This window comes from Pseudothermotoga thermarum DSM 5069 (assembly GCF_000217815.1).
GTDB classification, from domain to species: domain Bacteria; phylum Thermotogota; class Thermotogae; order Thermotogales; family DSM-5069; genus Pseudothermotoga; species Pseudothermotoga thermarum.
In genome coordinates this window covers 67278-87804 of record NC_015707.1, presented here as the reverse complement: position 1 = coordinate 87804, position 20527 = coordinate 67278, and the positions used below count along the sequence as shown (strand labels likewise).

Here is a 20527-nt window from a genome sequence, read left to right as displayed (position 1 = left end):
CTTCTAAACGAACGAATATTTTTGCCTTAAACGTGTTCTAAAACTTCGACTTTGCCTTTCTTTTTTGATCTATCCATGTAAGTGGTATGGAGCGTTTCATGCGCCACATGGCTCAAAGGATGTTCTAAGAACTCTTGATAAAGTTTCTTTATCGAAGGATTTTCGTGTGACTTTCTGATTACACTCAGCTCGTCGATGGTATATATTGCTTTCATCCTTTTGACCAGCACATCTTTGTCCAAGCTCTTTGGTTGTCCTCCTCCACCGATGCATCCACCTGAACATGCCATAATTTCAACAAAGTCGTAATATACCTCTCCGGCAACAATTTTGTCCAAAAGTCTTCTTACGTTCAAACCACCGTGGGCTACAGCAACCTTAAGTTTCTTGCCATTGAAGTCAATGGTTGCTTCTTTTATTCCTTCAAGACCTCGAACGCTTTCAAACTCAATTTTTCCAAGAGGTTTGCCAAGCCCAAGCTCGTACGCGGTTCTTAGTGCTGCTTCCATAACTCCACCTGTCACGCCAAAAATAGCACCAGCACCGGTGGATTCTCCAAGTGGATCGTCGTAATTCTCATCGGGCAAGGTTGCAAATGGTATCTTCTTGATTTTAATCAACTTTGCAAGTTCTCTTGTCGTCAAAACAACATCAACTGCGGGTACACCGTTAATCATGTGCTGTGGTCTGATTATATCGTCTTTCTTTGCCGTGCAAGGCATTATTGAAACCAAAAAGATGTTCTTTGGATCAACGTTTATTTTCTTTGCAAAATATGTCTTTACAACGGCTCCAAGCATTTGATGCGGTGATTTTGCACTCGAGACATTAGGTATGAATTGCGGATACAATTTTTCCATCATGTTTATCCAAGCAGGACAGCAGGAGGTAAACATTGGAAATGGTCCACCATTTTTGAGTCTTTCCAAAAATTCAGAACCTTCTTCCATTATGGTAAGGTCAGCGGCAAAGTTTGTATCAAACACGTAGTCAAAACCAAGTCTTCTTAAGGCAGCAACCATTTTCCCAGTTGAAATGCTTCCTGGTTCTAGCCCGAACTCTTCACCAAGTGCAACCCTTGTAGCTGGAGCAGTTTGAACAATAAGAACCTTGTCATGCTTTTCAAGTTCTTCCAAGACTTTTCTAACCTGGCTATTTTCCGTGATGGCTCCAACTGGACAGAAGACAGAGCATTGGCCGCAGGCTATACAGTCCGTATCATAGACTGGCATTTCAAAAGCAGTTTGCGGCAGACTTTCAAAACCTCTGTCAACCATCGAATAAATATCCATACCTTGAAGCTCTGAACATGCTCTGACGCATCGTCCACAAACAATGCATTTTTCAAGATCTCTGATAATAGCTGGAGAGCTATCATCGTAAACCTTGCTCAATGGTTGTTCGCCACCAAAGATGTCTTTTATGTTGTAACGATAAATCAAGTCCTGAAATTCGCATCTTCCGTTAACTTCACACGTCATGCAGTCTTTTGGATGTCTTGATAAAAGCAAAGAAAGGTTGAATTTAACAGCTCTTTCAACTCTTTCGCTTCTTGTGATAATCCTCATACCATCAGCTACTTTTGTTGCACAAGCTGGCTGAAGGTTCCTGCTTCCTTCGACCTCTACTACACACACTCGACAAGCACCAGTTGGTTCAAGCCTTGGATGGTTGCACAACGTTGGTACATAAACGCCTGCAAGATTGCAAGCTTCCAATACCGTAGAGTTTGCTGGAACTTCGTACTGCTTTCCGTTTATAAACACTTTTACTGTCATAACCAGCAGCCCTCCTCTTTGTCTAAGATTTCACAAACATTATACCACAACTCAACCGCCAGATGAAATCGCATGCAGATAACCCATCGAGGTTGCGTATTGAATTGATCTTGTCCAACCAGAGCAATCTCCCACGACATGAAGACCGCTTACCAAGTTGTTGTTGAATTTGTTTGAGTAAAACTTAACCTCAACGGCATATATCAAGTTGTCCCAGTAAGCAACACCTGGTATGACTTTGTCCAAGTTCTCGACGAAATCAATTATCGATTCTCGAATCTTTGCAGGGAAAACCAAGTTTGCATCACCCAAAATATAACTTCTCTCGTCCAAAGTTGGCCGAACCCTGCCAAGTCGCTTTGTCCTTCGGTATTCTTTGAAATCTCCATAAGTTTGCAGAAGAACCTTTCTGTCGTCACCAGCTAGAATATTTGCCAATTTTGCCAGGTTTTTTCCATAGCCTGTGGGATCTTTGAAAGGTTCGGTGAACCTTGTTGTCACAAGAACTGCAAAGTTGGTGTTTTCGGTTTTATCGAAAGTATCAGAAAAACCGTTGACAGTTGTGAAATCCTCGTACTTCTCAAGTGTAACTTTTCCTGCTGGATTTTGGCAGAAAAGTCGGCACAGATAACCTGTTCTGGTTTTGTATCTAACCTTTATCTCGTACATATCCCAATATTTCTCCATAACGTGATTTGGAAGTTCGTACCTCACCCCTATGTCGACGTAAAAATTCTCGCTGACAAGGTGGGGATATTTCTTTTTGATTCTATCCATAAGCTCGTGTCCACTTCTACCAACGGCTATGACAAGCTCGTCAAAATAAAACTCTTCACCTTTTTCCGTCACCACTTTGAAAGGTGTTCCAATTTCAATGTCTATCACTTTTGAGGAAAATCTGAATTCAACATTTTTGAAGGATGAAAAGTACTCGTAAATGCTTTGATTGGTTTGTTTTAGAATATCTGTACCTAGGTGAAAGAAGTAAGCTTTGACAGGTTCAAAACCTTGATGGTAAAAGCGCCGATAAACTTCTTCGTCGGCGAAAGATTCACCGAATTCAATCTTTTTACCATCCTTTTCAAAAGATCGCAGGTACTCTATGAAATTTCCCTCGTTTTTAATTGTTGGTTTAAAACCAGAGTGCAAAAGGTAAAATTCAACCATCTTGGCTTGAATGTCCAAAGGCACATCGATTTCCCCACCCATGCTTCGAGAAATGAATATCTTACCATCCATTCTTACCCCAGAGATTGTGTTGTGCATCTGATCCTTTCCTTTTTCAAAAATCACTATTTGATATTTTTCCATCTTGCCACTGTCCACCAAACCTTTTAAAAAACCAATCGCACTTGCTCCAAATCCGATGATTCCAAGTTTTTGCAAAACCATCCACCTCCTTGTTTCTAGAAGTATCAAGAATTATAATACTCCACTTAAGTGTGTAATGACCTACTTGCAAAACTTCAGAAAGTCCTGCTTGACAGAGATTATATTCACGTATAAAATATGGTAAAAAGTTGCTATTAGAGGTGGAGTTATGTTTGAAAAGTACCTTGATAAAGGTGTTTCTGCAACCAAATTGAACACAATAATAATTATTAAGAAGCGCAACCGCCCGCCTGTCGAGTGGTGGTTGCGCTTTTTTGCATAAACGCAACCACACGTTCGACAGAAGCGGGCTAGTAAAAAACTAGCCCGCTTTTTTTAAGAAATCAATTGATCCTGGTGAAACCAGGAGAAAAACAAAAAAGTTTTTAGGAGGTGGATTTATGTTTGAGGGTGTCTGTACTGCAATCGTGACGCCATTTAAAAACGGGGAGGTGGATTATCAAGCGTACGAAGCTTTGGTCAAATGGCAGCTTGAAAGTGGAGTTAAAGCCATAGTTGTGGCTGGGACCACCGGTGAAGGTTCCACTTTGACGGAAGAAGAAAGAAGTCAACTAACAAGGTTGACAAAACAGCTTTGCGAAGGTAAAGCAAAAGTTATAGTTGGAACAGGTTCAAATGACACAAGAAAAGCTTTGCATCTTTCACTTCTTGCACAAAAAGATGGGGCGGACGGCGTTTTGGTGGTAACTCCATACTACAACCGCCCGACCCAAGAAGGACTTTACCAACATTACAAGTTCCTTGCAGAAAGACTTTCCATCCCAATAATAATTTACAACGTTCCGACTCGAACTGGTGTTAACATTTTGCCTGAAACCGTCGTAAGACTTGCCAGGGATTTTCCCAACATCGTCGGCATTAAAGAAGCTAATCCAGATGTAAACCAAGCGGATGAAATAATCAAGCTTTCAAGAAGAAATGGACTGAACCTGATGGTTTGGTCGGGAAACGACGATCGAACTTTGCACATGATGGCAGCCGGCGCTCACGGTGTGATATCAGTTGTTTCCAACGTTTTACCCAGAGAAACAGTGGAAATGGTAGAAGCAGCCTTGAAAGGAGATCTCAAAAGAGCTCAAAGGTTGCATTATCAACTTTTGGATGTTGTAAAACTGCTGTTCATCGAAACAAATCCAATACCTGTCAAAGCTATGCTCTATGTCATGGGAAAGATTGAAAACGAGCTTCGCCTGCCATTAGTTCCGGCAAGTGAAGCAACCATGGAAAAAATCAGAAAATGCGTCGAAAAAATGAGAAGTGAGGTATTGGTATGAGGTATGGTCTAGTTGGATACAAGGGTAAAATGGGTAAAGAATTGCAACAAGTTTTCTTGGAAGATGGACATGAACTTGTGGTCAAAGTAGACGTAAACGAAAGGGAAATAACAGCAAGACCAGATGTCATTTTGGACTTTTCTTCTCCTAGTGCTTTGCAGACAACGATTTCGCTCGCAAAAGAGTTCAACTGTGCAGTGGTTGTTGGCACAACAGGTCTAAGCCAACAACAACTTCAGGAATTGAAAATGCTTGGTGAAATAGTCCCAGTTGTGTACTCAGCAAACTTTTCCATTGGGATAGATTTGGTCAAAAGGATACTTGCTTTCATAAAGGATCAACTTGAAGGTTGGGACATATGGATTTTAGAAGCTCACCACAACCAAAAGAAAGATGCTCCTTCTGGAACTGCATTGGCACTCAAAAATATTATAGGCAAAGATGTTCCAACGCTTTCAATAAGGGCTGGGGGAATACCGGGAGATCACACCGTTATACTTGCAAACTCTGGGGAAGTTGTTGAAATCCACCACAGGGCAATTTCGCGAAGAACATTTGCACTTGGGGCGTTGAAAGCAGCCAAGTTCGCAGTCAACGCGTCAAGAGGTTTCTACAGCTTCTCAGAGGTTCTGGATCAAATTCACAAATGATAATCAATCAAAGGCCAAGGCGATCCTTCAAACGGTCGCCTTGGCCATGCTTAAAGCTTTTTCAAGTCTTTCAATCACTTTTTGTTTTCCAAGAACCGAAAGCGTTTCAAACAACCCTGGAGTTACCAGTTTACCGGTCACTGCTCCTCGAAGCAGTTGAAAGGTTTTGTTCTTTGAAGCTATTTGAAGTTCAGCAAGTTGTCGACAAGCTTTTTCTGTGCCCTCAACACTCCAATTTTCAAGTTGTTGGAAAGTAAGCAACGCAGCTTTCAGCAATCGTTCAGCATAAGGAGAATTCAAATATTCATTCACAAATTCTTGTTGATACTCAAAATCATCGAAAAAGAACGAATAAGACATTTCGTAAAGTTGAGAAAGCGTGTTCACCTTTTCTCTGCAGATCCTTATGACTTTCAAAGCGTACTGCTTGTCACACGTAGGGATCCTTTTCTGCGTATATTTAATCCACTCAACAAATTCATTCCAAAGTTCTTCGGTGTCCATCATTCTCATGTGCTTGCCGTTGACCCACTCCAACTTTTGCGGATCAAAAATCACACCTTTGTTTGAAATTTTGTACGGATCAAAGGAAGATATCTTCTCTTTCACGTTGAAGATCTCCTCTTCAACGCTCCAACCTAAAAGCGCAAGATAATTCATCAATCCCCTGCTCAAAATTCCTATAGTTCTAAAGTGTTCTACAGCAGTTGCACCGTGTCTTTTGCTAAGTGGAGTTCTATCAAAACCCAATATCAATGGAATGTGCATGAATTGAGGTGGTTGCCAACCAAACGCTTCGTAGATCATGAGTTGTTTGGGAGTATTCGAAACGTGGTCTTCGCCTCTAAAAACATGACTTATTTTCATCAAATGATCGTCTATAACCACGGCATAGTTGTAAGTTGGAAAACCGTCGGATTTTATCATTACAAAATCTTCTATTGTGGAATTGTCAAACTCTATTTCGCCTTTCAAAAGATCGTTGAACCTCGTCTTTCCAGGCAAGACTTTGAAGGAAATCGTCACATCATGACCGTTTTCAACATATTCTTTCGGATAATCGTACGTTGTAAGAATTGGTTTTTTGTTGTCAAGCTTGTCGTAAACTGTGTAGTAAGCCCTTTGTTTTTCAATCAAAATCTGTGCGTAATTTTTGTAAATTCCAAGGGCTGTTCTTTCGCTCTGCCTGTAGGGGCCAAATTCACCACCAACATCTGGTCCTTCATCCCAGTCAATACCACACCACCTTAAAGCTTCCATTATCGCTAATTCGTACTCTTTGGAAGATCTTTGCAAATCGGTATCTTCCATCCTAAGGATGAATTTTCCTCCCATTTTTCTTGCATACAGCCAGTTAAACAAAGCCGTTCTTGCTCCGCCAACGTGTAGATAACCAGTTGGACTTGGTGCAAATCTCAGGCGTATCTCACTCATTTTTCATCCTCCCGATCTCGTTGATTATATCGATTACCTCCTGAACATCGCGAGCTATCCTAACTTCCACGTTTTTCCTGTTGTCCAAATACTTTCCTTCGATAAGGACTGATGCAAACCTGTCGGTCCAACCACCTGTGCCAACGAACAAGATCACGGGTTTGAATTTTGCATAGGCAAGCAAAATTTCTATAGCCGTTCCAACTTCTCCTCCAACTGAAACCACCACATCACTCGATTCTATCAAAACGATAGACCTTGTCACGTTGTCAAAAGGAGTTTTCACTCTGAAGGTTAAATAATCGTTTCCATATTCAAAAGCTGGGAGAACCCCTATCACCGTTCCGCCAGCCTCTTTTACAGCCTTTGAAACAAGTTCCATAACACCGTCTCTTCCCCCGTTCAGTATCACATGGCCTTCTTTGGCAAGCCTTCTTCCAAGTTCCAAAACCTTCTCTGCCAGCTCTTTAACAGGAGATTTGTCAATATCTCCTGAGTATCCGACGACTGCAACGTTCATGTTCCCAAGTAAACCTCCTTCACAATGTCACTACTCAAGGTACTTTCTGGATCACCTTCTGCAATTATCTTGCCTTTGTGGATAACGTACAATCGATCAACAACTTGTGCAAGGGCATCTACAGTGTGATCGGTGATGATTATACCTATGTTTTTCTCTTTAAGATTTCTTATCATTCTTTGGATATCTTTAACGGTTTTTGGATCGATTCCAACAAAAGGCTCATCCAACAGCAAAAAAACAGGATTGAGAGCCATCATTCTTGCAAGCTCTAACTTTCTCTTCTCTCCACCAGATAAATCCATAGCGTATTGGTCTTTCAACTCAATTATTCCAAATTCGCTAAGTAAAGCTTCGACCATCTTGTTTATCTCAAAACGATTTTTATTTTGAAATCTCAACACCAGCTCAACATTTTCCCAAACTTTTAAACCGTTGAAAACAGATGTTTCTTGCTGCAAATAAGTTATACCCAACCTAGCCCTTTTGTAAATCGGCAGGTGCGTTATGTCCATTTCATCGAGAAAGATTTTTCCACTCGTTGGTACAACTTCTCCCAGTATCATCTTGAAAATAGTTGTTTTACCGGCACCGTTGGGGCCAAGAAGTCCCACAACTTCGCCTTGATGTACAACAAGTGATGCGTTGTTAACCACAATCTTTCTGCCGTATTTTTTGATTAAATTAACACATCGAATCTCTCTCATTGAGCGTTCAAAAAGCCTATCAACTGATTCGTGATGTCGTACGCATCGTCTCCATAAACCAAAGCGGCTTTGTTCAATATGTAATCGTATCCCATCATTTTCGCGTATTTATCTATTTTCTGAGCGATCTCTTCAAGTATTTGTTTCATCTTAGGCTCGTACTCTGACTGTAAAATCTGCTCATACTGTTGCTTTCGGGCTAAAATTTCAGCTTGCTTTCGTTCAAGCTCAGCTTGCGATGCCCCGCGGTTTCTCATTTCTTCAAGTTCCTTGCTCATCTCATCCAGCTTTGACTGATAATAACTCACATCTGCCGAATACCTTCTGTTCAGTTCCACCATTTTGGTATACTCTTGTGTTATTCTGTTGACATCGACAAAGACTATCCTTGGGCCACTTTGGGTGGCACCGTAAAGGAGTAAAACTAAAAGTGCGATCAAAACGATTGTGAGAAGTAAATTCAACTTTTTCACGCACATACCTCCTTAGAATGTTATGAAATCTTTGATTTTTTCCAACGTCTTTGGACCTATCCCCGGAACTTTCAACAAATCTTCTGGTTTTTTGAAAGGACCGTTCTCTTGTCTATACTTGATTATCTGACTTGCCTTGACTTCACCGATGCCTGGAAGTTCGCAAAGTTGTTCAAGTGTAGCAATGTTGACATTTATTCTTCTTTTTTCTTCCATTTTAACGAAAACCGTTCCTTCAATCTTCACAAAATTTGCCAATCTTTCCACAGTTTTCTTCCCTATACCAGAAACTTTTGCCAGATCTGGTAAACTTTCAAACGGTCCATACTTTTGTCTGTATTCAACTATCGCCCTGGCTTTGGTAGGACCTATTCCAGGTAACACCAAAAGCTCTTCGTAGGAAGCCTTGTTTATGTCAATTGGAAATTCAACGAAAGATCTCGACTGTGTTTCAAGCGTTGGTTGAGCCTTTCTTTCCGCCTTTTCAAACGCTAAACCTAATAGGATAAACAATCCAACAAGGCTCAAGAAAATTATTCTTTTCTCGGTCAAAGAAAAGTTCACGGCGATATTCGCCCCACATACCCTGGCCTTGTTGAACCGGCAAGTTTCATTACTTCGTTCCAATTCAGCTTTGAATTGTAAGTTTCAGCGGAACTCAAGTCTGCAAACACTCCCAAAACAAGCGAATACCAAGTTCTTCCTTCCCTTTGAAATTTCATCAAGTATGCCGAATAACCAGCGCTTCTAAAAGCTATAACTCTTTGCAATGCCGCTTCGAAATTTGTGGTTGAAAAGACCAACACACCGTACAAGGTTCTAAATGGAGACAAGTCGGAATATTTGTAATCGCCTAGAACACATACAGTGTAAGTTTTGTCATCGTATTGATGAATCAAAAAAGGTAAGTTGGAGCCTCTTATAATCTTTAAGGCATCTTCAGGTTCTACGACGTATACAGAAACAACCGCGCCACGCTCGACTACTTCAACAGATTCTACGAGTAATTTTTTGTAATCAAAAACCTCCACTTTGTATACAGGTGCTTGAACTGTCTCGATTTTCTCGGCAGTCTTAAGTTCAGCTGAAGGAGTTTCTACACGCGGCGGGGGAAGTTCTATGACCTCTACTTTGACATTTCGACGCGTTTGAACAAGTATGAAAGTAGCCAAGCTAAAAGCTACAAAGCCTACGCTTAAAACGATTATGAGTATGGCAAGAATGCGAGCCTGAATATCCGTCAATTTAATTTGATTCCTCGCCACCTTTACACTCCCTTCTGTGAATATTCGATCAAAAGTTCAACGGTATGTTCCACATCGTCTAAACACACCGTTTCACTTGGGGTGTGAACATACCTTGTTGGAATAGAAACTGTCGCCGCCGGAATGCCTGCCCTTGTTCTCTGCAAAGCTGCTGCATTTGTTCCACCAAAGATTAACACTTCCATTTGGTAAGGTATCTTCGAAGCCTCCGCGGTTTCGATCAATTTTTCGACTATTTTCCTGTTGCTTATGGAAGCACGATCTTTGATCTTTATCGCTGGCCCCTTGCCCAAAGCCATAGAATGTCTCTTGGTTGCTTTCGGATAATCGGCAGAATCTGTGACGTCCACGGCTATACAGACATCTGGATTAAGAGAATAAGCCGCTACAGATGCTCCAACAAGACCAACCTCTTCTTGTACGCTGAAAGACCCTATAACAGTGTTTTGCACCTTCTTAAGCCTTCTAAAGACTTCTACTATCACTGCACAACCAATTCTATCATCCATGGCTTTTGAAACAAGAAGGTTTCCATTCTGGAAGAAATAAGAATCGTAAACTCCAAAAGAACCAATTGGTACTTTTGACTTCGCTTCCTCATAGCTTTTTGCACCGATGTCAACAAACATATTGTCAAAGTTTAAATTCGAAAAATTCTTCTTGCGTTCCTCTACAGTTTCACCTTCCACGTAGACTATTCCAACTGCGTTTGGAAATCTTATCCTCTGTCCAACATACGGATGTGGTGGAACACCTCCAACCGTTTCAACGCGTAAAAAACCTTTTTCGTCGATGTTTGTAACAACTAGTCCAATTTCATCGGCATGCGCATCCAACAAAACTTTTTTACCGCTTGAACCTGTTTTCCAGACAAGCAAGTTACCAAGGTTATCGAACTTGTAACCGTCGATGTAACCGTCAAGTTCACTCAATATGAGATTTAAAACTTCTTCTTCCCTTCCACTTGGCCCATAAGCTTCTGTAAGTTTTTTCACAAGATCTATCATTTTGCGAATTCCTCCCCTTCCTGAAGTATTTTTTGAACCAATAAAACTGTATTTTCATAATCCTTTAAATCTATCATGCAAATCGGGCTGTGAATGTATCTGGCAGGTACTGAAATTACACCCGAAGGAACACCATAGGCAGTTGTGGCAAACCTTCTGGCATCAGTTCCACCAGCAGTCCTTCGTTTTTCTTGATGTTTTATACCGTACTTTCTTGCAACTGACAGAATGGCTTCGTAGATTTTTCTGCTCACCACATAACCTCTGTGCATGAAAGTTATGGCAGGTCCATCTCCCAAGTGCGTTGCCCATTGATAACTTGGAAGTTCTGGATCATCACCTGCAGTTGTACCTTCAATCACTATTGCGATATCTGGAAAGATCTGTTCCACCACAACTGCGCTACCACGAAGCCCAGTTTCCTCTTGAACCAAAAAGGCAAAGTAAACGTCGTCTTCATACCTTTCTTTTTTATCGATTATATCCATGAGAACGGAGCAACCAACCCTGTCGTCGAAAGCCTTTCCTGTGGCTCTGTCGTTCTCCTGAAGATATTTTGTTGCGAAAGCCACATAATCACCGATTTTCACCAGTTTGGATGCTTCATCTTTTGACTTTGCACCAATGTAAATTCTGAGCTGTTCATAAGTTGGTGGATTGAGCAATTGTTCTTTTTTCTGTAAATGTATCGCTTTGTAGCCTATCACCCCATTGATTTTTCCCTCTATTCGAACCTTTTTGCCTATCACAACCTGTGGTTCAACTCCTCCAACGGGTGCAAAAGACAAAGTTCCATCTTCTTCAATGTTTGTGACCATGAATCCAACTTCATCCATATGCGCCGCAAGTAGAATTTTTCTTCTTGATTTCGTACCCTTCTTTAAAGCTATCAAATTTCCAAGAACATCGATTTTAAACTCATCGACTTTGTCTTTGATTTGACTTGCTATGTAATCTCTTACAGCCTTTTCGTTACCGGAAACACCATCGAGTTCCGACAATTCTTTCAAGTACAAAACCCTCACCCCTTTAAATTGTCGTTGCAAGTGCCAAAAGTCTCGCTGTTTCTTCCACATCTTTTGGGTCAACAACTTCCACTGGTGTGTGCATGTACATCAACGGTATTGAAACAAGCATGGTTTTAACACCTGTTTTTGTCAGCTGTATTTCATCTGTATCAGTTCCGGATCTACCTGGCGATGGTTCTATTTGAATTCGCACACCGTTCTTTTCAGCAAGCTCGCGAATGGCGCTGAAAAATTCTCTATCCACCGTAGGGCCAACGCAGAGGGCTGGTCCTTCTGAAAGCTTTATAGTTGGGAACTGTGGTACCTTTTCGTTGGCATGAGTGACGTCAACCACTATGGCCTTTTGAAGTTCTAGCTCGTAAGCAATTGAAACCGCCCCAGGTCCTGCAACTTCTTCTTGACTGGAGAATATGAAATAAACATCCGATTTGTTTTTAATCCTTTGAAGCATTTCGGCAGCCAGTATCAAGGCGGCGCAGCCCGCACGATCGTCCAAAGCCTTCGCGGACAGTTTACCGTTTAGTTCAACTGGTTCACTTTCCACAACGCAAACATTCCCTACTTTTACATGAGTCGCCAAAGGGCTGCAGGAAAGATCAACAAAAATTTTGTCGTAGCTTGGAACGGATTTTCTGTGCTCCTCTTTTTGCAAATGTGGAGGCAAAACGCCCACAACACCCGTTGCTATTCCTTTTGAAGTAAAAATCTTTATCCTTTGGGCAAAAAGAACCTTTGGATCAACACCACCAATCGTTTCAAGCCTTGCAAACCCATCAGGCTCGACCTTCGTTATCACAAAACCCACTTCATCCACATGCGCAAATATTCCAAGTTTTTCCTTTCCTTCTCCTTTTTTAAAGGCAACCAATGTACCAACTTTGTTTCTCCAAACTTCGTCAACAAAAGGTTTTATCTTTTCTTCGATGAGCGAAATCACTTCATCTTCATAACCTGAAGGTCCATCGACTTTTGTCAGTTCCATCAACAACATCTTTGTATCCAAACACGATCACTCCCCTAGCCAAATTTTACATCTTTAACTTTATCGATGACAACCCGATTGTCTTTAACGTAAGCAACAACTGGTTCGTCATAGCTTCCAACTTCTCTTAGAATGTGTCCTGCAATCTGAATCAACGTAGGTTGCATCGACAAAACAGCTATTATGGCTTGCTCGCCTTCGTTCAAACCAGCCCTGAGAATTCCTTTCACATGTCCGAAAACCGCTATTGATCCCCCTGCCATTATTTCGGCACCAGCGTGGACGTTTCCCACGACGATCACATCACCAGGATGAACGAGTGCTTGTCCACTTCTTAAATTCTTCTTTACAACTTTCGTTCCAGATTTTGTGTCACCTTCTTCAACCATTTTCATTCTGCCGCTCACGTTGACATTTTCACCAACTGCTGAGCCTACGAGGATCTGAGAAATTTCCAAACCGCTGTTTCGTATCGCAGCTACGATCTTTGGCATATCCGGCGCATGCTTTTCGCTGTTTTCGATCATCAACATGATCTTATCGCCTTTTGCAAAAAAACCACTCATTTGTGATATTCTCACGCCAAGTTGCTCTAAAACTTCCTCCAAACTTTCGTAATCCCTAACCAAAAGAATCAAACCCTCTTTTGTCATCTTGAAATCTATCAGATCTCGCAACCCTCTCACCCCCGAAAAAGGGTCATTAAGATTTTACCATTCTCGCAAGTTTTTTTGACAATTTATCGTATAATTTCAACTGGGAATGAAATCGATGACTGTGTTCAAATTCAGGCTTGAAAAGATTCTTCAATTGAAACTTTTGCAGGAAAATCAAATAAAACAATTGCTTTCAGGTATAAAAGCAAAACTTCGAGCTGTTGAGGAAGAAATTTCCTCAATGGAAGAAGAAATTTCAAAAATTCAACAAGATGTTGTTGAAAATTGCAAGCAAGGTATGACCGGATACCAACTTCAACAATGGAAATTGATGATCGATTTAATGAGTTTGATTTTGGAAGAAAAAAGGAAAGAACTTCAGAAAATCAAAGAGGAAGAAGAAAGGCTCAAAGAAGAATTTTTGAATACCATGAGAGAAAGGAAAATCTTGGAAAAATTGAAACTTAGAAGGTTCCAAGCTTTTGTTCAAAAACTTGATAGAATCAACAGACTTTACCTCGACGAAGTGGCCTTGAGAAGATATCTGTATGGAGGTGAAAAAACTGGATCCTAAGTTTTACCCGATTTCAACTTTGGCTTACATAGGAGATGCCGTTTGCTCTTTGTACTGTCGAATCGAGAACGTAAAGTACGTGAACGTATCAACGATACATCAAAAAGTAACACAGCAAGTTTCTAGAGATGGTCAAGCTAAAGGTTTTGAGCGAATTTTGGACTTGCTTTCAGAAGATGAACTAAGCGTTGCAAAAAGGGCTTTCAACAGCAAAGCTGCCAAAAGGCACGGAAACGATCTTTTCTACAGAAAAAGCACAGCTTTCGAAGCGGTTATAGGTTATTTGTACTTGGCAGGAAAAACGGAGAGAATGTACTATCTTTTGAAAATAGCTTTTGGAGAGATGGACGATGATAGTCTACGGCAAGAGCGTGCTGGATGAAGTTTTGAGAACAAGATATCCAGTTAGAAAGATATATCTTTCCGAAGAAAAGGCGAAGAAGTTTGCTCTGCTTGAACAACAGCTGAAGAAGCTCGGCTATCCTTACGAGTACACATCCAAAAAGAATCTTGAAAAATTGTGTCAAGAGGAAAAGAACCAAGGAATAGCGATAGATTTAGATTTCAAATACAGCGATGAATCAGCTTTGACCGGAAATTTGATAGTTATGCTCGATCATATCACAGATCCTCACAATTTTGGTGCCATAATAAGAACAGCCGTCGGAGCCGGTGTAAACGCCATAGTTATACCTAAAGACAGATCCGTTAAAGTCACACCAGCCGTTGTGAAGGTTTCGGCCGGAACAGTTCTAAGAATGCCGATAGTCATCGTCACCAACCTTGTTCAAACAATTGAAAAGCTTAAGAAAAAAGGCTACTGGATCTACGGTGCCGATGTAGGTGGTAAAAACCTGTACGAAGAAAAGTTTACAGCACCGATTTGCGTAGTCTTTGGTAACGAAGGGGAAGGGCTCAGCAGATTGGTTAAAGAAAGTTGCGATCAATTGATCGCGATACCCATGAAATCGTCGATAGATTCTTTGAACGTAGCGGTAAGCGCAGGAATAATACTTTTCGAGATAGCAAGACAAATAGGTTGATCATTTGGTGTGTCTGTGAGCTATCTTCGAAGCCGCGAACGCCCAAGGTTTTAATTTGAAATTGTATCCCATTCCTTTCACATAACCAACCAAAGTGGAAATAATTTCTTTGCTTTCACCATCTTGTCCTGCGTCTATGTGTATCTCCGCATGATTGAGCCCTAGTGATTGCTTTACAAAGTTAGCCATTTCTATGCTCAAATGAACTTCTTCAAACAATCTTGAATAAATGTCGTGGTACTTTTTTTCCCTTTTGAGTTTGTAAAAGTAAATACCCCCAACTCCAACCTTGTACACAACCAAAGCTGTTGCAAAGACAACAAAATCTTGATTTCCATCGCTATCTGTTCCAATAAAAATCTTAAATGGTTCTCCTCCAACAAAGCCATCGATGATCTTTTTCATTTGTTCTAAATCAACAGTGCCGTACGTAGGACTTTTTAATAAGAACCTATCACCTCCTGAAGATTATCAGTGGGATCAAAAGTTCTTCCAAACTCAAAGCACCATGCTTTGACTTTAAACTTTCCTCTCTTCCAGTCAACTTAAAATAAAATGAATAATTTCCCTTTGCTATAAGGACCACATCGCCTATTCTATCCAAAGCTTCTTGTTTGATTTCACCAAAGCCAAAAAGTCCAAGTTCAACAGCTTGTTGTTTGGTGTAAAAACTCGCCTTGTCGTTGTATTCGCTTTGAAGATATTCTATCACCTCTTCTGGGTGTTTTGTATATATGTGCATCATACGCATTTCTCCACCTGGTGCCATCCAAAAATGTCTTGCCACGGGATCTTTCCAAGACCACCAAATTTCGTTTTGCCAAGGAGTCACTATCTGACCGTGATCCCCCATTATGATAAGCATAGTATCACCTTTTAAAAGAGGAAAAACCTCTTTATCACACATCTTCAAAAGCCAATAAAGCTCTGTCTCAAAAGCTTTCGAATCAGCTCCTTTTTTGTGACCAATAGAATCGAGCAAACCCCAATATACAAAACCAAAAACATTTCCGTCGATCTCTATTATTTCCGCCAACTCTTGAATCAAATCCCCAAAGCTTTGATAGCTTTTAACAGAGGCGCCGGCGTGTGTAAGGTTTGAAAACCCAGAGCCTCTTATCGTTTTGGATGTCAAAACAAAGCATCTTGTTCCAACTCTTGTCAATTTCTCAAAAATTGTCTCACTGAACATCAAAGACTTTGGTGGAACACTTGAAGGGAGTTTTCCCAAAGTTGGCGAGGAAAGTTCTATCATGTTAACCAAACCGCCGACTTCTTTGAGGTACAAAACATACCCAAGCATACCGTGTTCTATGGGTGTACAACCGGTTAAAAGAGAAGACAGGGAACTACTTGTGGTTGTTGGAAAAACCGAAGTAGCTTTCAAGATATTCACATTATTCAAGATAATTTCTTTGCTTGCTACTTTTTCAAGACTGTGATAACCAAGTGCGTCTATGAGAAATATCAAAATTTTTTTCACACCATCAAGTATACCGGGCAAAAACTCCTCAAATGGATACGCTGGATGCAAAGTTTCACACCCAAAGTGCTTCAATATAGCGTTTGAAACGTTCACCAAAGAATAGCGCTGATAACTCGGTTTGTAATGCACAGAATCGAGTAATTCAAGTTCCACCCGATCACCTCTTCGATAAAAGTATAACAAGTGCTTTTGAATTCTTTCAAAATGATTTCTTGACATATATTTAATGTCTGCGATATAATTTGAATGAAATGCATTTATTCATAAACTCTATAAAATTGTGGGGTGGTTTTGTGAGAGAAATGACAAAAAAATTCCTTGAAGATGCCTTTGCTGGTGAAAGCATGGCACACATGAAATATTTAATCTTTGCAGAAGAAGCAGAGAAAAAAGGTTTAACCAATTTGGCAAAACTTTTCAAAGCAATTGCTTACGCTGAATTTGTGCATGCCAGAAACCACTACACCGTTCTTGGAAAAGTCGGTGGAATGCCTGATAACATTCAACAGTGTATAAACGGTGAAAACTTTGAGGTCAACGAGATGTACCCAGTTTACAAGGAAACTGCTAAAATGCAAAATGAAAATGATGCGGTTAGAAGCACTCATTACGCTTTGGAAGCAGAGAAGATACACGAAGTAATGTACAGAAAGGCAAAACAACTTGTCGAGGAAGGAAAGGATTATCCAGAGGTTAAGATTTACATATGCAGCATTTGTGGTCATACAGTTGAAGGTTCTGCGCCTGAAAAATGTCCTGTTTGTGGCTCATCCAGGGAAAAGTACGTTGAATTTTGAAATTCAAACATAAAATTTTGGTATAATCTGATTACAAACCACTAAAAAATCTAGAAGGAGAGATTGGCATGCAAAAGTACAGATGTATCATCTGCGGGTATGTTTACGATCCAGCACAAGGTGATCCAGACGGTGATATAGAACCAGGAACACCATTTGAAGAACTTCCAGAAGATTGGGTTTGCCCAGTGTGCGGCGCTTCGAAAGAAGACTTTGAACCAGTTGAAGAATAACTCAAAAACGGGGGATAGGGGGATACGAAGTTATAATCCTACACCCCTCATCCTCCTCTTTTGTTTTGACTAATTTTTCGTTTGAAATCTTTACAACCTTTGCAGGTATTCCTACCGCAGTTGCAAATGGTGGAACATCTTGCAATACAACGGCGTTTGCTCCTATTTTTGCATAATCTCCAACCACAATCGGTCCAAGTATCTTTGCCCCAGCTCCTATTACAACGCCTTTACCTATGGTAGGATGTCTTTTTATGCATTTTTCGTTACCACGAGCACCAAGTGTTACTCCATGGTATATAACGACGTCATCTCCCACTTCTGCTGTCTCACCTATAACAACACCCATACCATGGTCTATAAAAACCCTTCTTCCAATTTTGGCACCTGGATGTATCTCTATTCCTGTGAAAAAGCGAACCAATTGCGATATAAGTCTTGCAAGAAAATAAAACCTATGGTTGTAAAGTTTGTGTGCAACTCTATGCCAAAGGATTGCGTGAAAACTAGGATACAAAAAAACTTCTAAAGTACTCTTCACACACGGATCTTTTTGCTTTATATTTTCTATCTCCTCTTTCAAGTAAGAGAAAAACCTTTTCATAGTCCTATCCCTCCAAAATTAGACTATTTTTCTCCGTTTTTTCATTTTGATTATACATTCTAAAGGACAAAAATGAAAGGTCAGAGCTATAACATAAGATTAAATCAAGGTAAAATCATAATGCCAAAATCATTTTGCTACAATAATATGATGGAGGTGGCACTTTTGGATGTTCTACAAACAATAAGGGAAAAGTACAACACATTCACAAAAACTGAGAAAAAAATAGCGGATATTATCCTTCAAAATCCAAGGAAGATTTTGGAATCTTCTATAAGCGATTTAGCAAAGATGGCAGGAGCAAAAAGTGAAGCTTCGGTTGTTAAGTTCTATAGAAAAATAAACCTTAAAAGTTTTCAGCAGTTCAAAGTGCTTTTAGCTCAAGAACTTTCACGAGCCCCGCTTGAAATAGTCTATGAAGATGTAAGCGAAAAGGACGATATACAAACAATCACCGAGAAAATCTTTAAAGCAACTGTTCGAGCGATACTTGATACTTTGAATACGATAAACTTTTCCGAAATAGAAAAAGCAGCGAGGTTAGTTGAAAGAGCTTCAAGAATAATGTTCTTTGGTTTTGCAGCATCGGCTGCCGTCGCTCATGATGCCTTTCACAAGTTTTCAAGGATAGGTAAGGATTGTATTTTTTCATCAGATGAACACATTATGGTGACCTTACTGGCTGTTTCTAAACCAGATGATTTAGTTGTTGCCATTTCCCATACAGGCGAATCGAAAGGTATAGTGGAAGTAGCAAGAAAGGCAAAAGAGCTTAAGATACCAGTTATCGCCATAACTGGAAACGATAAATCAAGTCTTGCAAAACTTTCAACGGTAGTACTTAAAACAAACGCGAAAGAAACAAAGATCAGAACAGATGCAATGACGTCTAGAATTGTTCAACTTGTCATTTTGGATACGATCTATACAGCTGTTGCTGCAAAAAATCCACAGTTTGTCGAGAACCTCAAAAAGACAAAGCTTGCGGTGTCAGAGTTGAAGTATTGATACTTTAAGTCACCGCTGTTTTCTCATTCAGAAGGAGCTTTGTTGTATTGGAATTGGGCGATAAATCTAAAATTGTTTTGAAGTTTGAAGTATAAGTCCTTATAAATCTCGTAAAGCTCCAAATAGATTTTTTTGTTTTCCTCAATTGGTTCGAAACTATCGACTATTTTGACGGCCTTGGAAAGAATCTCATCATAATTCTTTATAGCGCCAACTCCTTTCATAGCCATTATCGCTGCTCCAAAGGAAGAAGCTTCCTCAACGTTTATACGATGAATGGTTTTTCCAAGTACATCGGCACAAACTTGTGTCCAAAGATCTGACTTCATCAACCCACCGGTTGCTATGATCTGCTTTGGTTCACCTGCCACATCGCAAAGTGCTTCGTATATGCTCTTCATTCTGAAGGCAACACCTTCAACAATGGCTTTTGCAATATGTCCTCTATCATGGTGCAACGCCAAGCCAAAAACAATTCCTCTTGCAGCTGAATTCCAGTAAGGTCCCCTTTCACCTGTCAAAAACGGAAGAAAGATCAACCCTAAAGAACCTGCTGGAATTTTTGAAGCCCATTTTTCCATGAGTTTGTACGGGTCGGTTTTTTCGTCTATCAAGTCGGCGTAGAAATTTTTCACATACCAACTCATCACTATTCCGGCGTTGTTAATTGCCGAACCAGGTAACCAGTTTTCTTCATCGAGGATGTAACACCACGTTCTTCTTTGAGGATCAATTATTGGTCTTTTTGAAATTTTTCTAACAGCACCACTTGTGGCAACCATGAAAGTGAGTTTATCCTCATCCATGGAGTTTGAACCAAGAGTGGAAAGAGCCCCATCTCCTGCTCCGATGACAACAGGAATACCTTGTTTCAAGCCTGTTATGTCGCTGCATTCTTTCGTAATGTATCCGACAACTGTTGATGGAACAACCGTTTGGTTCATTTTCGATATATCTACGTTCAATTCGTCGAAAACCGACTTTTCCCAATTTTTTGTGTGAATGTTGAACAAACCAGTCCCCGAGGCAACTGAGATATCAACAACCATGGACTTGGTCAAATGCCACAGCACGTATTCTTTGATGCTGATTATTTTGCCTGCTCTTTCAAGCAGATCTGGCCTTTCTTGCCTTAACCAGATGAGCTTTGCCAACGGATACATCTCATGATAAACACAACCAGTGAGAGGATAAAGATTTTCGAAAACTTCTTGATAGTTCTTCAAAACACAAGTTGCCCTTGAGTCTGCCCAAATTAGAAGATTTGTGAGTTTTTGCGTGTTTGCATCAACCAAAAGTGTGCTGTGAAACATGCTGCTTAGACCGACGGCTTCAACTTGGTAACTCTGATCGATACCATGCAGACACTGTTTGATGGAGTTAAAAGCCGCTTTCACTATTTCATCGGGGTCTTGTTCAACCCAGCCAGGTCTGGGTTGAATGACCCCGTAGTTTTGTCTTCCGATAGAGATCAGATTCCCATCTTTATCAAAAGCACAGCACTTTGCACCAGTGGTTCCTACATCGAGTCCAAGAAAAACAGAATTCACTTCATTCACCTCTATAATGACTGAAATTTGACGATCGCTACAAGATTTTATAATTTTTCAAAATAT

The 20527-nt window shown here is 40.4% G+C and carries 24 protein-coding genes and 1 pseudogene; 8 read left to right on the top strand and 17 right to left on the bottom strand.

Going from position 1 to position 20527, the window contains the following annotated elements; all coding sequences use genetic code 11:
• Positions 1-26: 26 nt before the first annotated feature.
• On the bottom strand, positions 27-1778 hold the full coding sequence (locus tag THETH_RS00470) for an NADH-dependent [FeFe] hydrogenase, group A6 (RefSeq protein WP_013931422.1): 1752 nt from the start codon (positions 1776-1778) through the stop codon (positions 27-29).
• Positions 1779-1829: 51 nt separating this feature from the next.
• The gene (locus THETH_RS00465) at positions 1830-3170 is read right to left on the bottom strand and encodes an FAD-dependent protein (RefSeq protein ID WP_013931421.1); all 1341 of its coding nucleotides are present in this window, start codon (positions 3168-3170) and stop codon (positions 1830-1832) included.
• A gap of 380 nt (positions 3171-3550) precedes the next feature.
• On the opposite strand from THETH_RS00465, the gene dapA reads away from it, so the two are divergent.
• Together dapA and THETH_RS00455 are read left to right on the top strand one after the other, a co-directional pair.
• Positions 3551-4444 (top strand): 4-hydroxy-tetrahydrodipicolinate synthase, encoded by an 894-nt coding sequence (gene dapA, locus THETH_RS00460; protein WP_013931419.1) that lies wholly within the window; start codon positions 3551-3553, stop codon positions 4442-4444.
• Positions 4441-5094: a 4-hydroxy-tetrahydrodipicolinate reductase gene (locus THETH_RS00455; RefSeq protein ID WP_013931418.1), complete on the top strand. Its 654-nt coding sequence runs from the start codon at positions 4441-4443 to the stop codon at positions 5092-5094. The genes dapA and THETH_RS00455 overlap by 4 nt, the downstream gene beginning before the upstream one ends.
• A 27-nt stretch (positions 5095-5121) precedes the next feature.
• Here the strand turns inward: THETH_RS00455 and gltX are convergent, their stop codons facing one another.
• The 10 genes from gltX to minC are packed head-to-tail and all read right to left on the bottom strand — an operon-like array spanning position 5122 to position 13178.
• The gene (gene gltX, locus THETH_RS00450; RefSeq protein WP_013931417.1) at positions 5122-6528 is read right to left on the bottom strand and encodes a glutamate--tRNA ligase; all 1407 of its coding nucleotides are present in this window, start codon (positions 6526-6528) and stop codon (positions 5122-5124) included.
• Entirely contained in the window at positions 6521-7048 is a 528-nt protein-coding gene (locus tag THETH_RS00445) for a TIGR00725 family protein (protein ID WP_013931416.1), read from the bottom strand. The genes gltX and THETH_RS00445 overlap by 8 nt, the downstream gene beginning before the upstream one ends.
• Positions 7045-7755, bottom strand: coding sequence for an LPS export ABC transporter ATP-binding protein (gene lptB, locus THETH_RS00440; RefSeq protein ID WP_013931415.1), 711 nt, complete (start codon positions 7753-7755; stop codon positions 7045-7047). The genes THETH_RS00445 and lptB overlap by 4 nt, the downstream gene beginning before the upstream one ends.
• The gene (locus tag THETH_RS00435; protein WP_245530505.1) at positions 7752-8234 is read right to left on the bottom strand and encodes an OmpH family outer membrane protein; all 483 of its coding nucleotides are present in this window, start codon (positions 8232-8234) and stop codon (positions 7752-7754) included. The genes lptB and THETH_RS00435 overlap by 4 nt, the downstream gene beginning before the upstream one ends.
• A 6-nt stretch (positions 8235-8240) precedes the next feature.
• Complete coding sequence (locus THETH_RS00430; protein WP_013931413.1) at positions 8241-8792, bottom strand: ComEA family DNA-binding protein; 552 nt, start codon at positions 8790-8792, stop codon at positions 8241-8243.
• Positions 8789-9493 (bottom strand): SPOR domain-containing protein, encoded by a 705-nt coding sequence (locus THETH_RS00425; RefSeq protein ID WP_013931412.1) that lies wholly within the window; start codon positions 9491-9493, stop codon positions 8789-8791. The genes THETH_RS00430 and THETH_RS00425 overlap by 4 nt, the downstream gene beginning before the upstream one ends.
• 2 nt (positions 9494-9495) lie before the next feature.
• Entirely contained in the window at positions 9496-10500 is a 1005-nt protein-coding gene (locus THETH_RS00420) for a M42 family metallopeptidase (RefSeq protein ID WP_013931411.1), read from the bottom strand.
• Positions 10497-11516: a M42 family metallopeptidase gene (locus tag THETH_RS00415; protein ID WP_041446333.1), complete on the bottom strand. Its 1020-nt coding sequence runs from the start codon at positions 11514-11516 to the stop codon at positions 10497-10499. The genes THETH_RS00420 and THETH_RS00415 overlap by 4 nt, the downstream gene beginning before the upstream one ends.
• Positions 11517-11529: 13 nt before the next feature.
• Positions 11530-12531, bottom strand: a complete 1002-nt coding sequence (locus THETH_RS00410) for a M20/M25/M40 family metallo-hydrolase (RefSeq protein ID WP_013931409.1) — start codon at positions 12529-12531, stop codon at positions 11530-11532.
• Between the two features lie 14 nt (positions 12532-12545).
• Positions 12546-13178 (bottom strand): septum site-determining protein MinC, encoded by a 633-nt coding sequence (minC, locus tag THETH_RS00405; RefSeq protein WP_041446478.1) that lies wholly within the window; start codon positions 13176-13178, stop codon positions 12546-12548.
• Positions 13179-13281: 103 nt separating this feature from the next.
• On the opposite strand from minC, the gene THETH_RS00400 reads away from it, so the two are divergent.
• The 3 genes from THETH_RS00400 to rlmB are packed head-to-tail and all read left to right on the top strand — an operon-like array spanning position 13282 to position 14783.
• The gene (locus THETH_RS00400; protein WP_013931407.1) at positions 13282-13740 is read left to right on the top strand and encodes a flagellar export protein FliJ; all 459 of its coding nucleotides are present in this window, start codon (positions 13282-13284) and stop codon (positions 13738-13740) included.
• Positions 13715-14122, top strand: coding sequence for a Mini-ribonuclease 3 (locus tag THETH_RS00395; protein ID WP_013931406.1), 408 nt, complete (start codon positions 13715-13717; stop codon positions 14120-14122). Before THETH_RS00400 ends, THETH_RS00395 begins: the two co-directional genes overlap by 26 nt.
• Positions 14091-14783 (top strand): 23S rRNA (guanosine(2251)-2'-O)-methyltransferase RlmB, encoded by a 693-nt coding sequence (gene rlmB, locus THETH_RS00390; protein WP_013931405.1) that lies wholly within the window; start codon positions 14091-14093, stop codon positions 14781-14783. Before THETH_RS00395 ends, rlmB begins: the two co-directional genes overlap by 32 nt.
• On the opposite strand, the gene THETH_RS00385 is transcribed toward rlmB, so the two are convergent.
• Both THETH_RS00385 and THETH_RS00380 read right to left on the bottom strand, forming a co-directional pair.
• Positions 14784-15188 carry a ribonuclease H-like YkuK family protein gene (locus THETH_RS00385; protein ID WP_052295941.1) on the bottom strand — a complete coding sequence of 135 codons (405 nt, stop codon included), beginning with the start codon at positions 15186-15188 and terminating at the stop codon, positions 14784-14786.
• Between the two features lie 49 nt (positions 15189-15237).
• Complete coding sequence (locus tag THETH_RS00380) at positions 15238-16422, bottom strand: alkaline phosphatase family protein (protein ID WP_013931404.1); 1185 nt, start codon at positions 16420-16422, stop codon at positions 15238-15240.
• 140 nt (positions 16423-16562) lie between these two features.
• Between THETH_RS00380 and THETH_RS00375 the strand changes: the two genes are divergently transcribed.
• Together THETH_RS00375 and rd are read left to right on the top strand one after the other, a co-directional pair.
• Entirely contained in the window at positions 16563-17066 is a 504-nt protein-coding gene (locus THETH_RS00375; RefSeq protein ID WP_013931403.1) for a rubrerythrin family protein, read from the top strand.
• A gap of 68 nt (positions 17067-17134) precedes the next feature.
• Positions 17135-17299, top strand: a complete 165-nt coding sequence (gene rd, locus THETH_RS00370; protein ID WP_013931402.1) for a rubredoxin — start codon at positions 17135-17137, stop codon at positions 17297-17299.
• Position 17300: 1 nt separating this feature from the next.
• Here rd and epsC read toward each other — a convergent pair whose 3' ends face one another.
• Positions 17301-17903, bottom strand: coding sequence for a serine O-acetyltransferase EpsC (gene epsC, locus THETH_RS00365; RefSeq protein WP_013931401.1), 603 nt, complete (start codon positions 17901-17903; stop codon positions 17301-17303).
• A gap of 156 nt (positions 17904-18059) precedes the next feature.
• Here epsC and THETH_RS00360 point away from each other — a divergent pair, with 156 nt between their 5' ends.
• Positions 18060-18911 carry a MurR/RpiR family transcriptional regulator gene (locus THETH_RS00360; protein WP_407635694.1) on the top strand — a complete coding sequence of 284 codons (852 nt, stop codon included), beginning with the start codon at positions 18060-18062 and terminating at the stop codon, positions 18909-18911.
• Positions 18912-18934: 23 nt separating this feature from the next.
• Here THETH_RS00360 and THETH_RS11055 read toward each other — a convergent pair whose 3' ends face one another.
• Both THETH_RS11055 and THETH_RS11050 read right to left on the bottom strand, forming a co-directional pair.
• Complete coding sequence (locus THETH_RS11055) at positions 18935-19693, bottom strand: FGGY-family carbohydrate kinase (RefSeq protein ID WP_407635693.1); 759 nt, start codon at positions 19691-19693, stop codon at positions 18935-18937.
• Positions 19694-19735: 42 nt separating this feature from the next.
• Positions 19736-20461, bottom strand: a pseudogene (locus THETH_RS11050) (FGGY family carbohydrate kinase); the annotation flags it as partial.
• Positions 20462-20527: the final 66 nt, after the last annotated feature.